This is a genomic window from Pedobacter sandarakinus, from assembly GCF_026240095.1.
Taxonomy (GTDB): domain Bacteria; phylum Bacteroidota; class Bacteroidia; order Sphingobacteriales; family Sphingobacteriaceae; genus Pedobacter; species Pedobacter sandarakinus.
This window is the reverse complement of sequence record NZ_JAPIVG010000002.1, coordinates 254,700-268,255: the sequence shown is the minus strand read 5'-3', so window position 1 is coordinate 268,255 and position 13,556 is coordinate 254,700. Positions and strand designations below refer to the sequence as shown.

The window sequence follows — 13,556 nt, the reverse complement described above, 5'->3', positions numbered from 1 at the left end:
CCACAAACTGAAACGAACCCCTTTTTTCAATCTCAAAATACATTTTTCCGTGATTTCCGTGTTTCCGTGGCAAACCTGAAACTCAGCCATCAAAGTTTGACAATAGAAATTTTCCTGCGTTTTGATGAATATCTCTAGAAATTAAAACAGAAATCCATTTTTGAATCTCAAAAACATTTTTCCGTGAATTCCGTGTTTCAGTGGCAAACCTGAAACTCAGTAATCAAAGCTTGACAGTAGAAACTTTTATTTATCTTTGCCTCATCAAAAAGAAAAAATCATGATAGTTTCTGCAATCCGTTTAAGGTTTTAATTAATCCAGGATTTCCTTCCTAACAAACTCAAATTGAATGCTATTTTGTAGTGTTCGTAAAGGTTTATTCACTACATTTTACAATAATTTATGTCAGAGCCAGTAAAGACACAGGGCAAACTATCTTCTTTTTTTGATTTGCTATTACAATCGATTAGAGGTCACGAAGTTGATTTAACTTCAATTAGCATAAAGCGTGCAATAATTTTACTGGCAATTCCAATGATGTTGGAAATGGCAATGGAATCTGTTTTCGCATTAGTCGATTTATATTTCGTTGGACATCTCCAGAACAGCAGTTACGCCATACAAACGGTTGGTTTGACTGAATCTGTTTTAACAATTATTTATTCATTGGCCATAGGCTTAAGTATGGCGGCCACAGCAGTTGTTGCCAGAAGGATTGGCGAGAAAAACCCAGAAGCAGCAGCCAAAGCAGGTATGCAAACCATCGTAATCGCAGTTGCGATTAATATGTTAATCAGCATTCCCGGATTAATTTATGCCAGAGATATTCTTTTATTGATGGGTGCATCAACAGAAACGGCAGAACACGGAACAGCTTTCGTTCGGATTATGATGGGCGGTAGCATCATTATCGTTTTACTTTTCTTAATAAACGGAATTTTTAGGGGTGCTGGAAACGCCGCAATCGCCATGCGAAGTTTGTGGATAGCTAATATTACAAACATTATTCTCTGCCCAATTTTCATCAATGGTTTCGGGCCAATTCCTGCATTTGGTTTAACTGGTGCAGCAATCGCAACAACCATTGGTCGCGGATTGGGGGTAATATACCAGGTATATAATCTATTTAACGGGAAAAATGCATTAAAAATTAGTGTTAGTCAATTCATCCCCGATCTAGAACAGATAAGGGCCATTATTAAGATTGCTGCTCCGGCTATTTTCCAGTTTGTTATTGCAAGCTGCAGTTGGGTATTCCTTGCTGAGTTAGTTGCAACTACCGGCGGCGAAGATGGTTCGGCTGGCTACCAGACTGCATTGCGTTTAATGATGTTTTTCATGTTACCTGCATGGGGTTTAAGCAATGCTGCCGCTACCCTTGTCGGACAAAACCTAGGCGCAGGCTTTATCGATCGAGCGGAGCAATCAGTTTTTCAGACCTTAAAATATATTGTTATTTTCATGGCAATAGTATGCACCGTATTCCTAACTAGTGGACATCTGTTTGCATCTTTCTTTACAACAGACTCAAAAGTAATTGAAGTTGCTGGTCGGGCCCTCAAAATTCTCAGTGTAGGATTCGTGATTTATGGTGCAGCAATGGTTTTTATCAGTGCATTTAATGGTGCTGGCGATACATGGACACCTACCAAAATTAATATTTTCGCTTTTTGGTTGTTTCAAATTCCATTAGCCTACTTGCTGGCTAAATATTTCGAAATGGGGCCAACAGGAGTATTCATTGCTATTCCAACGGCTGAAGCTGGCATTGCGATCGCGGCATTTATCTTGTTCAAAAAAGGTAAATGGAAGAAAACTAAGGTATAATTTTTTCGATTTGCCACGCAAACAAGGATTTATACGGAATTAGGTTTTTATTTACCACAGATAAAAAGGATAAACACAGATGTATCGGAATGGTGCAGGAACTAAATTTCCCATGATTTCTGTGTTTCCATGTTAGATTTTATTTAATCGACTTCAAAGGTGAAAGTTTAGAAGAGTTTTTTTTTGTGTTAAATAAACCTGATTGAAGTGGAAATACTTTTACAATGCAGCAACTTTGAATATGCTGTCATGCTGAGGCACGAAGCATCTGCAAGCGACAAAACAGATGCTTCGTGCCTCAGCGTGACAGGTGTCGTTTGTAAAAGATTGCAACGAAAAGCAGGACTGCTGCAACCGAAAAATTACTGCTTTTGCTTTTCAGATATTTAAAAATCCAGCCATCTTTTCCACCTTAAATTTTCCATTAAAAAGCATATCTTTGCGCAAAGATGAAGCATATACGTAATTTTTGCATTATTGCACATATCGACCATGGTAAAAGTACTTTGGCCGATAGGTTATTAGAATATACCGCGACTATTTCTCAGCGTGAAGCACAAGCCCAACTGCTTGATAACATGGATTTGGAGCGTGAAAGAGGCATTACAATTAAAAGTCATGCCATACAAATGAACTACAAGGTTGGCGAGATTGAATACAATTTCAATTTGATTGACACCCCCGGACACGTAGATTTTTCTTATGAGGTATCGCGTTCAATTGCAGCTTGCGAAGGTGCTTTGTTAATTGTTGATGCATCGCAAGGGATACAGGCGCAGACCATTTCTAACTTGTATTTAGCGTTAGAGCATGACCTTGAAATAATCCCTATCTTAAATAAGATGGACTTGCCTGGTGCCATGCCAGAAGAAGTTAAAGATCAGATTATTGATCTAATTGGTTGTAAAAGAGAAGATATTATCCCGGCCTCCGGAAAAACAGGTATGGGAATTCCAGATATCATCCAAGCGATAGTAGACCGCGTGCCTGCACCAGTAGGCGATCCAGAAGCACCACTTCAAGCCCTAATTTTTGATTCAGTTTTCAATTCTTTTAGAGGAATTATCGCCTACTATAAAGTGGTAAACGGTGAAATTAAAAAAGGCGATAAAGTTAAGTTTATTAATACGGGCAAAGAATATCTTGCCGATGAGGTTGGTATTTTGAAGCTAGATATGGCACCTCGTAATGTGGTTAAAACGGGTGATGTTGGCTACATTATTTCGGGAATTAAGGAAGCTAGGGAAGTAAAGGTTGGTGATACCATTACCACCGTTGCCAGACCATCATTAGATGCTATTCAAGGTTTCGAAGAGGTTAAGCCAATGGTATTTGCCGGTATTTATCCGGTTGATACGGATGAGTTTGAAGAACTTCGCGAAGCCATGCATAAGTTACAGCTGAATGATGCATCTATTGTTTTTGAACCTGAGAGCTCTGCTGCATTAGGTTTCGGTTTCCGATGTGGGTTTCTGGGCATGCTACACATGGAAATTATCCAGGAACGGCTGGAGCGGGAATTTGATATGACTGTAATTACCACGGTTCCCAACGTATCATACATTGCACATACTACTAAAGGTGATGAAATTGTTGTAAATAATCCATCAGACCTACCCGATCCAAGTAAGCTTGATTCGGTAGAGGAGCCATATATCAAAGCAAATATTATCACTAAGGCAGAATTTGTTGGCCCAGTAATGTCTCTTTGTATTCAGAAACGAGGTATTATCGTTAACCAATCTTACCTTACATCAGATAGAGTAGAATTAATTTTTGAAATGCCTATGGGAGAAATTGTATTCGATTTTTACGATAAGCTAAAAACAATTTCTAAGGGTTATGCCTCTTTCGATTACCATCAAACCGGCTATCGCAAGTCGGATTTGGTTCGTTTGGATATGTTGCTTAACGACGAGCCTGTGGATGCATTATCGTCATTGATACACCGAAGCAACGCTTACGACTTTGGTAAAAAAATATGCGAAAAACTTCGCGAATTAATTCCACGCCAGCAGTTCGAGATTAAAATTCAAGCTTCTATCGGTGCAAAAGTTATTGCCCGCGAAACATTAAGCGCTTTACGGAAAGATGTAACAGCTAAATGTTACGGTGGTGATATTTCTCGTAAACGTAAGTTATTAGAGAAGCAGAAAAAAGGCAAGAAACGCATGCGCCAGGTAGGTAATGTTGAGATTCCGCAAACAGCGTTCATGGCAGTTTTAAAATTGGATTAAAAATAGAATGAAGGATAAAAGTATCAGTTAGCAAGACATCGTGTCTTTACATAATATTTGATACTTACTACTCGATACTTTGAAAATGAAATTATTAGACGGTAAATACGTTTCTGAAAAGGTTAAAGTTCAGATTGCTGAAGAGGCGGCAGCGTTTTTGAACGACTGCGGACGCAAGCCACACTTAGTAGCCATTTTGGTTGGTAATGATGGTGGAAGCGAAACCTATGTAGCCAGCAAGATGAAAAACTGCGAAAAGGTGGGCTTTAAATCTTCACTCTATAGGTACGACAATTCGGTTACTGAAGATGAATTGCTTGCTAAAATCGAAGAAATAAACCAGGATACTGAAGTTGATGGTTTAATTGTTCAGCTACCATTGCCAAAGCACATAGACCCTGAAAAAGTAACCGAAAAAATTGACTATAGAAAAGATGTTGACGGTTTTCATCCAGTTAATTTGGGTAGAATGATGCGTAATTTGCCTTGCTTTGTTCCAGCCACGCCTTACGGCATCATGTTAATGCTGCAAGAATACAATATTGATACAGCAGGTATGCATTGCGTTGTGGTTGGAAGAAGTAATATTGTAGGAAGCCCGATGAGCATACTCATGGCCAGAAACGCCAATCCAGGCAATTGTACAGTAACGCTCACCCACTCTCGAACTAAAGATTTAAAAGAACAGGTTTTACAAGCCGATATTATTATAGCAGCAATAGGCAAGAAAAATTTTATTACTGCGGATATGGTTAAGCCTGGTGCAGTTGTGATTGATGTAGGTATCAATAGAGAAACTTCATCTGAAACTAAGTCTGGTTTTAAACTCTATGGCGATGTTGATTTTGAAGGGGTTGCTCCAGTTGCGTCTTACATTACACCAGTTCCGGGTGGCGTAGGCTTAATGACTATTGTGGGTTTGCTTAAAAATACTTTGGCTTCTGCAAGAAAAGAGATTTACAAATAGTACGTAAAGAACATTGTCAGCCGCCTGTTGATAAAACAATGCTGATTTATCTGTTCTGCTAAGCACTTTTTTCGAGTGGCAATGCTAAGCCAATAATAATACGCAGGTTAATTAATTTCCTGGAACCAGCTGGCAGGCAATTCTATCCCCAGAGCTTGCTCCACCAACTTTCCCTGAAACCTATATATAATCCATCTGCTCTTATTTCTGTTGGATAAATTGTGATGAAATCGCCCTGGCCATCGGCACCTCTTCCTGTGTTTAAATCATATTCATAGCGATGAATGGGGCAAACCAAATAGCCGTTTTTGCACCACCCGCCTGAGAAGTGACCACCAGCATGAGGGCAATTGGATTGAGTGACTATTATTTGACCCGCTGTATTGATGATACAAAGTTGTTTCCCATTCACTTCCATGGTTTTAATCATATCATCCTTCGGGAGCTGATTTGTATTTAACGCCTTTAGCCAGATCATGATGCTAAAATAGGTATTTAAATATCAGCGTTATTTCATCTTTCGACTAAATTTTAAATCGGCAAGTGCTACACCATATTTTTTTAAGATATTTGCCAGCTCGAAAATGAAACAAGACATACCCGAAGACGGCACATTGCTTCCCTTAATGGAAGAATTTTACACCATACAAGGTGAAGGATTCAATACAGGCAAAGCCGCATACTTTATCAGATTAGGCGGTTGCGATGTGGGCTGCCACTGGTGCGATGTTAAAGAAAGCTGGGATGCCGAAATGCATCCTTTAACACACGCCGATACTATTGTAGCCCATGCAGATCGATATCCTGGAAAAGCAGTGGTTATAACCGGAGGCGAGCCATTAATATACAATCTAGACTACTTAACAAATCAGCTCAAATCACGTGGAATACTAACTTTTATAGAAACTTCAGGTGCGTACCCCTTGTCGGGTAACTGGGATTGGATTTGTTTATCTCCCAAGAAATTCAAAGCTCCGAGACCAGATATTACCCCGTTTGCGCATGAGTTAAAAGTAATTGTTTTTAATAAAAGCGACTTTAAATGGGCAGAGGAATACGCGGCAATGGTATCTCCAACCTGTAAGCTTTACCTTCAACCAGAGTGGTCTAAATCTAAAGAAATAACGCCTTTAATCATTGATTATGTTATGGCCAACCCAAAATGGGAAATTTCACTGCAGACACACAAATTTTTAAATATTCCTTAAAATAGTTTACATTAGCTATGATATCCAATTGTTAATGTATGAAGTACTGGTGTATCCTTTTCTTGTGCCTAACAGGCAATCTGGCAGTTGCTCAAATCTCGAGCAATAAAAAAGCACAGGCATTTTTCGAGAAGGCTGGGCCACTTATAGACAAGCAAGACTACTTATCTGCTGAAAAAAATTTAAGGAGTGCGGTACAGGAAGATCCGCTATTCCAAAACGCATACATTTTACTTGGTGGTGTTTTTAAGATTCAAAAAAAATATTCCGATGCGAAGGCTGCATATCAGAAAGCAATCCTGATCACCAAAACGGTAACACCCCAAGTTACCTTTGCGCTTGCTGAAACCGAATTTGCTACACAGGAATTTGAAAATGCTAAAATGCATTTCTTGGAAGTCGCAAATGTTGATTCAGGATCAGATCGAGGCAAGAGGGCAAAAAAATACTTATTAGATTGCGATTTCGCGGCGCAGGCGATAAAAAAACCGGTGAAATATGCACCTCAAAATTTAGGTAGCGGTGTAAATACGACTGACGCGGAATACTTCCCTGCATTAACCGCTGACGGCGAAACTTTAATATTCACAAGGCAAGTAAATGGTAATGAAGATTTCTGGACTTCGCAGTTCAAAAATAATTCATGGAATCTGGCGCAGCCACTTTCTACCAAAATCAATACAGCAACATATAACGAGGGTGCACAAACCATTTCTCCTGATGGGAAATATTTATTTTTCACGGGTTGCAATCGCCCTGATGGCTTAGGACGGTGCGACATTTATATATCACATCGCGAAGGAAAAGATTGGGGCGAGCCGTATAATGTAGGCAAACCTGTAAACTCCGAATACTGGGAATCGCAGCCAGCAATAAGTCCGGATGGGAGGACATTATATTTTATTAGCAATAGACCCGGGGGCTCGGGTGGATATGATATTTGGAAAAGTACTATCACTGATGATGCCAAATGGGGTCCCGCAATAAACTTGGGTCCTGAAATTAACACCGCATATGACGAGAATACGCCTTTTTTGCACGCAGATGGCAAGACGCTATATTTCGCATCTGATGGATGGCCTGGGTTTGGAAACAAAGATATCTTTTACAGCAGGATGAATGATGATGGAAAGTTCCAAAAGCCGGTGAACATTGGATACCCAATCAATTCCTTTGAAGATGAAAGTGGTTTAATTGTGGGTGCCAATGGAAGTTTGGGGATGTTTTCATCCAATTTAAAGAATGGTTTAGGAGGTCAAGACATTTATGCTTTCAATTTACCGGAAACGGCCATGCCACTAAAGGTTTCGTATGTTAAAGGTATTGTAAGAGATAAAGACACTAAAAAAACAATAGAAAGCAATGTTCAGGTAATTGATTTACGTAGTAACAAAACGGTGTTCGATGATTATACAGATGCTGAAACAGGTGAATTCCTGGCGGTAATGCCTGTTGGGAGCGATTACTTATTCAATGTAAATGCGGAAGGTTATTTGTTCTATTCAGAAAACTTCGAGTTGAAAAGCGGTAATGCCAACAAACCTTATCAAATTGAAGTATATATTGAGAAAATAAAACAAGGTGGAAATGTTACATTACGGAATATTTTTTTCGACACAAATAAATATAATCTTCTACCAGCATCAATTAGAGAACTCAATCTCCTGATAGATTTTCTCCAGCAAAACGAAAGCGTAGAGATTGAAATTCAAGGGCACACAGACAATATTGGAGATGTAAAATTAAATGAAAAATTATCATACAACAGGGCCAATGCCGTCTACGAATATTTAGTTTCCAATAAAATTGATCCTAAAAGGCTTACCTTTAAAGGCTTTGGAGCGAGTAAACCCATCGCAGATAATAAAACAGAGTTAGGCAGGAAAAATAATAGGCGTACCTCATTCGTCATCACCAAAATTTAATATATGGCACAGCAATACAATAACCACAAAAGATTTTACCCATTATTTCATTTTTTCACTATTCCACTTACTTTTATTGGTTTGTGTTTTGCAATTTACGGCTGTGTAAACAATCCGAACCTGTTGAGCACATTGGTGGTGCTTGCCTTTTTTTTGATTTTAATGGTTGCTCTGATTTCTAGAATGTCGGCATTGAAAGCACAAGATCGTGCGGCAAGAGCAGAGGAAAAGTTACGGTACTTCATACTTACAGGTAAACCATTGCCAAACGAGCTAAAGCTAGGTCAAATATTGGCACTCAGGTTTGCCAGTGATGAAGAATTCATTGATTTGACGGAGCGGACATTAAATGAAAATCTCTCACCAGATGAGATTAAAAAGAATATAAAAAAGTGGCGTGGCGATTATCACAGGATTTAAGCGTTTTATTGCAATATCTAATCAACAAATGTGATCGCCAACTGCAAACGAGGCTAGAATTTAAAATTTTCGACCTCTGAGGACCTTTATTTCAGAACCTTCTGCTAATATGACAGAGCATGGCTTTTCGTTATTTAGGTAAGAAAAGTCTTTCCCGTAGTTGATTTCAAAATCAACATCTATGATGTAATCTTTGATATTATAAACCTGCCATCGTGGATGTTGTACGCCGTATTCCGAAGTTTTATCTGGACCTAATTTAGTATATCCCCAATAATGTTCAGTAATAAATTCTGCTTCGCTACCTAGCTCCATTTCTACCGGCACCGGGTTTGCTTGTACAGAAAACTTGTGCCAATGCCGATTTTTCCAAAGGTAGTCTACCTCTATTTGATGTGCTTGCTCAATCCACACATGCTTCATAGGCAAGGTTTGGTATTTTTCTTTATAAACTGTTCTAGCTATGAAAGTAATTGCTGGTAATGGAACAATTTCTTTGATAAAAACCACGCCACGTTTCCACTCATTACCATGCTGATACTTGACATAAAAGCGAAGGTTAACTTCTTCAAAATTTGTATGAAAAGGAATATTGAAGCCTTTTAGCCGCACATCCAAAAACATGAAGCCAACTAAACTTACATAATACTTACCTTTCCAGTCGTCTAAAAGCGTACCTTGAGGTAAGTATTTATTTAAGATTTTTTCGTCTACTTCGTATTGGGCCATTGCCAGTTTGCGCCATTCTGCTGTTAGAAAAACGCCATTATTTTTTAACATTATACTATGGCTTGTCTAACTCGGATCAGTTTAACCAATGTTTCTTCGAGTAAATCCAAGTGTAACATATTGGCGCCATCAGATTTTGCGTTTGCGGGATCGGGATGGGTTTCAATAAATAATCCATCTGCACCTACAGCGATAGCGGCCTTTGCAATGGTCGAAATTAATTCAGGCTTTCCCCCTGTAACACCACTACTTTGATTCGGTTGCTGCAAAGAATGTGTACAGTCCATTACCACTGGCACACCAAAACTTTGCATCTCTGGCAAGCCCCGATAATCGACGATAAGATCCTGATAGCCAAAAGTATTTCCCCGGTCTGTTAAAATAACTTTATCATTTCCAGCCTCTTTAATTTTCTCTACCGCAAATTTCATCGAACCGGCAGATAAAAACTGACCTTTTTTTACATTGACAACTTTTCCTGTTTCAGCGGCTGCTATTAGCAAATCGGTTTGCCGGCAAAGAAAAGCAGGAATTTGAAGCACATCAACATAAGCCGCAGCCATTGCTGCCTCATCGCTCTCGTGGATGTCTGTAACCGTAGGCACGCCAAAAGTACGTCCGACTTTCTCGAGGATTTTAAGTGCTCTCTCATCACCAATACCCGTAAAAGAACTACCCTTACTCCTGTTTGCCTTGCGGTATGATCCCTTAAAAATATATGGAATTTGTAATTTATCGGTTATCGTCACAATTTTCTCGGCTATACGCAATGCAATCTCCTCTCCTTCTATTGCACAAGGCCCAGCCATTAAAAAAAAATTATGCGAATTGGTATGTTTGAGTTTATCTAAGTAATTAAGCATAAAAGCAATATAGAAGTTATTATTGATTGTAATTTTATAGAGCGTTGTTAAGGTATGCCGCTAGGATACAAGGATTGCCCATCACCTTGTTCCAGCTAGAAAAATTTACTTTGAATTAATTTCCCAATTCAGACATAAACTTAATTCTCATCAGTTGAATCTCTTCTCGGGTATAGTCCGTTTCTCCCAGTTCGTTCAGTGCCTCGTCAATAGAATCACTCTCTGCAGACCTAAAATAATCAAAAACCTCATCCTGCCTATCATCATCAATAACCTCATCGATAAAATAATTCAGATTAAGTTTAGTTCCGGAATTGACAATAGATTCTACCTCTCTCAAAATCTCTTCGTAAGTAATGCCTTTTGCATCAGCAATATCTTCCAAACCAATCTGCCTGTCTATATTTTGAATGATAGAGACCTTCATTTGAGATTTATTGGCTTGGGTCTTAATGATTAAGTCGATGGGCCTCTCGATATCATTGTCTTCAACATACGTTTTGATAAGCTCAATAAAAGGTGAACCAAACTTCATTGCCTTGCCAGAGCCCACACCAGAAATTTGGCGCATTTCCTCCATGGTTACCGGGTAGTGCGTACACATCTCTTCTAGTGATGGATCTTGAAACACAACAAATGGGGGGACATTTTTCTGTTTTGCAATCTTCTTTCTAAGGTCTTTCAGTAACTGAAGTAAATGCGTATCTAAAGCTCCGGTACCCTGCTTAACATCATCATCATCATCTTCAGTCCCGTTTTCAATAGGTTCATTGAGGATAAACTTTAAGCTGTATGGGTTAACGATATAATCTTTGCCTTGCTTGGTTAACTTAAGTAATCCATAGTTATCAATGTCTTTGTACAGATAATTGTTTAAAACCGCCTGCCTAATTACCGATTTCCAAAGCAATTCGCCATCCTGCTTGCCTACACCAAACTCTGGCAACTTACTATGCTCATAAGCAATAGTTTGGGCGGTTTCCAAACCTAAGAACACATTTAATAGATGTGCATCATCAAATTTTTCCCCTGTTCTTTCGATGAATTTTAACAACGTGGTTAACTGCTCCTCCGCATCAAATTGCTTTTTAGGTTTTTTGCAATTATCACACATGCAATTGCAGCCAGTTTCATTAAAATTCTCTCCAAAATAATGTAAAATCTGTTTTCGACGACAGACGCCTGATTCGGCATAATCAATTACTTCCTTAAGTATTTGGGTTCCAATTTCACGTTCAGAAACTGGCTTATCCTTCATAAACTTGGCTAACTTATCCACATCTTTTTGGGCGTAAAACGCGATGCAAACACCTTCTCCACCATCTCTTCCGGCCCTACCCGTTTCCTGGTAATAGCCTTCCATGCTTTTAGGCACATCATGATGAATTACAAAACGTACATCAGGCTTATCTATACCCATACCGAAAGCAATAGTAGCTACGATCACCTCTGCATCTTCCATCAAAAATTTATCCTGTGTCTCTGCCCTAACCTTCGGATCTAAACCTGCATGGTAAGGCAAGGCACTGATGCCATTTAAATTAAGGGCTTCTGCAACTTCCTCTACTTTTTTCCTGCTAAGGCAATAAATGATACCGGATTTCCCAGGATTTGACTTAATATATTTAATGATTTCTTTCGTGATGTCTCTTTTCGGGCGAATTTCGTAAAACAAATTTGGTCTGTTAAACGAAGATTTAAACAGCGTCGCTTCAGACATCCCCAGGTTTTTCATGATGTCTTGTTGCACTTTAGGCGTTGCTGTGGCGGTAAGTGCTATGATGGGTATGTTGTTGCCTAGGCCAGCTATCACTTGTTTAATTTTCCTGTATTCGGGCCTAAAATCGTGTCCCCATTCTGAAATACAATGCGCTTCATCTACTGCAACAAAAGAAATTTTAATTAAATTTAAGAATTCAATATTGTCCTGTTTTGCTAAAGACTCGGGCGCAACATATAGTAACTTTGTCTGCCCACTTAAAAGGTCAGACTTAACTTGGGTGATTTCAGATTTATTTAATGATGAATTCAGAAAGTGGGCAATACTGTCGTTCCCACCAAATGCCCTTAACTGATCAACCTGATTTTTCATTAATGCAATTAATGGAGAGATCACAATTGCAGTTCCTTCACTCATTAAAGCCGGTAATTGATAGCAAATAGACTTTCCTCCGCCAGTTGGCATAATCACAAAAGTGTTGCTGCCTTCTAAAATATTTGTAATGATCGACTCCTGATCACCTTTGAAATTATCAAACCCAAAGAAATTTTGCAGGTTATCAAATAACGACTTTTTCACGTCCATTTTGTGTAATAAAATATGCGATGCTATTTTTGTATCCAAAATAACATAATTTTACAAGAATTTAAAGTATCCACAAACAATTATTTTCTCTTTGAAAAGTAAAAAATATATAATCCAATCGGCCATAAGCACTTTAGAGCTAGAGGCGGCTGCAATATTGAATGTTGCGAAAAACATTAACGATGATTTTGAAAAAGTGGTATCTACTATCTTTAAATGTGATGGTCGGGTTATTGTTACCGGAATTGGAAAAAGTGCCATCATTGCTCAAAAGATTGTTGCCACCTTCAATTCTACAGGCACACCTGCAATTTTCATGCATGCCGCGGATGCTATACATGGCGACTTGGGTATGATACAGAGAAATGATATCATTATTTGCCTGTCAAAAAGCGGAAATACCCCCGAAATAAAGGTTCTTGTGCCCCTGTTGAAATCTGCCGGAAACACCCTTATCGGTATGGTTGGGGAATTAAAATCTTTCCTTGCAGAACAAGCCGATCTAACACTTAATACCTCTTTTGAGAAAGAAGCTTGCCCCCATAACCTGGCGCCAACTACCAGTACAACAGCACAATTAGCCCTTGGCGATGCGCTGGCGATCTGCCTTTTGGAATGTAGGGAATTCAACGAATTGGATTTTGCAAAATATCATCCAGGTGGTTCTCTTGGTAAAAAACTTTATTTGAGAGCTGGTGATTTGGCATCAAATAACGAAAGGCCGCATATAAACCCCGATGCAACCGTGAAAGATGTACTAATAGAAATTAGTAAAAACCGTTTGGGGGCAGTAGCTGTTGTTGATAGCGAACAAAGTGTTGTTGGTGTAATTACCGATGGCGACATTCGCAGAATGCTTGAAAATAACAGTGACATTCAAGGGCTTAAAGCTGCAGACATTATGGGAAAGTTTCCGAAAAGTGTGTCTTATGACGCCTTGGCTGTGGAAGCGCTAAACATCATTAAACAAAATAACATCACCCAATTACTTGTTCTTAAAGAAAATAACTACTTTGGAATCATCCATCTTCACGATCTACTTAACGAGGGGATCGTGTAATATAAAAACATAAC

The 13,556-nt window shown here is 38.9% G+C and carries 11 protein-coding genes; 7 read left to right on the top strand and 4 right to left on the bottom strand.

The genetic code is table 11. From position 1 onward, the window contains the following. Nucleotides 1–403 precede the first annotated feature (403 nt). The 3 genes from OQ268_RS06760 (at nt 404) to OQ268_RS06750 (ending at nt 5,032) form a co-directional block, all read left to right on the top strand. Nucleotides 404–1,828 (top strand): MATE family efflux transporter, encoded by a 1,425-nt coding sequence (locus tag OQ268_RS06760; RefSeq protein WP_265855354.1) that lies wholly within the window; start codon nt 404–406, stop codon nt 1,826–1,828. A 449-nt stretch (nt 1,829–2,277) separates the two neighbouring features. Continuing rightward, a complete protein-coding gene (gene lepA / locus OQ268_RS06755; RefSeq protein WP_265855353.1) occupies nt 2,278–4,065 on the top strand; it encodes a translation elongation factor 4 in 1,788 nt (595 codons plus the stop codon). Between the two features lie 85 nt (nt 4,066–4,150). Beyond that, nucleotides 4,151–5,032 carry a bifunctional 5,10-methylenetetrahydrofolate dehydrogenase/5,10-methenyltetrahydrofolate cyclohydrolase gene (locus tag OQ268_RS06750; RefSeq protein ID WP_265855352.1) on the top strand — a complete coding sequence of 294 codons (882 nt, stop codon included), beginning with the start codon at nt 4,151–4,153 and terminating at the stop codon, nt 5,030–5,032. Nucleotides 5,033–5,174: 142 nt separating this feature from the next. Here OQ268_RS06750 and OQ268_RS06745 read toward each other — a convergent pair whose 3' ends face one another. Beyond that, the gene (locus OQ268_RS06745) at nt 5,175–5,510 is read right to left on the bottom strand and encodes a Rieske (2Fe-2S) protein (protein ID WP_265855351.1); all 336 of its coding nucleotides are present in this window, start codon (nt 5,508–5,510) and stop codon (nt 5,175–5,177) included. 106 nt (nt 5,511–5,616) lie between these two features. Here OQ268_RS06745 and OQ268_RS06740 point away from each other — a divergent pair, with 106 nt between their 5' ends. The 3 genes from OQ268_RS06740 to OQ268_RS06730 are packed head-to-tail and all read left to right on the top strand — an operon-like array spanning nt 5,617 to nt 8,585. Further along, on the top strand, nt 5,617–6,240 hold the full coding sequence (locus tag OQ268_RS06740) for a 7-carboxy-7-deazaguanine synthase QueE (protein ID WP_265855350.1): 624 nt from the start codon (nt 5,617–5,619) through the stop codon (nt 6,238–6,240). Between the two features lie 38 nt (nt 6,241–6,278). Further along, nucleotides 6,279–8,165: an OmpA family protein gene (locus tag OQ268_RS06735; protein WP_265855349.1), complete on the top strand. Its 1,887-nt coding sequence runs from the start codon at nt 6,279–6,281 to the stop codon at nt 8,163–8,165. Between the two features lie 3 nt (nt 8,166–8,168). Then, the gene (locus OQ268_RS06730) at nt 8,169–8,585 is read left to right on the top strand and encodes a DUF6526 family protein (protein ID WP_265855348.1); all 417 of its coding nucleotides are present in this window, start codon (nt 8,169–8,171) and stop codon (nt 8,583–8,585) included. A gap of 60 nt (nt 8,586–8,645) precedes the next feature. Here the strand turns inward: OQ268_RS06730 and OQ268_RS06725 are convergent, their stop codons facing one another. From OQ268_RS06725 to recQ, 3 genes are all read right to left on the bottom strand, one after another. Beyond that, nucleotides 8,646–9,365, bottom strand: a complete 720-nt coding sequence (locus tag OQ268_RS06725) for a YqjF family protein (protein ID WP_265855347.1) — start codon at nt 9,363–9,365, stop codon at nt 8,646–8,648. Next, nucleotides 9,365–10,177 carry a 3-deoxy-8-phosphooctulonate synthase gene (gene kdsA / locus OQ268_RS06720; RefSeq protein ID WP_265855346.1) on the bottom strand — a complete coding sequence of 271 codons (813 nt, stop codon included), beginning with the start codon at nt 10,175–10,177 and terminating at the stop codon, nt 9,365–9,367. Before kdsA ends, OQ268_RS06725 begins: the two co-directional genes overlap by 1 nt. 115 nt (nt 10,178–10,292) lie before the next feature. Beyond that, entirely contained in the window at nt 10,293–12,482 is a 2,190-nt protein-coding gene (gene recQ, locus OQ268_RS06715) for a DNA helicase RecQ (protein ID WP_265855708.1), read from the bottom strand. A gap of 91 nt (nt 12,483–12,573) precedes the next feature. Between recQ and OQ268_RS06710 the strand changes: the two genes are divergently transcribed. Beyond that, on the top strand, nt 12,574–13,542 hold the full coding sequence (locus tag OQ268_RS06710) for a KpsF/GutQ family sugar-phosphate isomerase (protein WP_265855345.1): 969 nt from the start codon (nt 12,574–12,576) through the stop codon (nt 13,540–13,542). Nucleotides 13,543–13,556 lie beyond the last annotated feature (14 nt).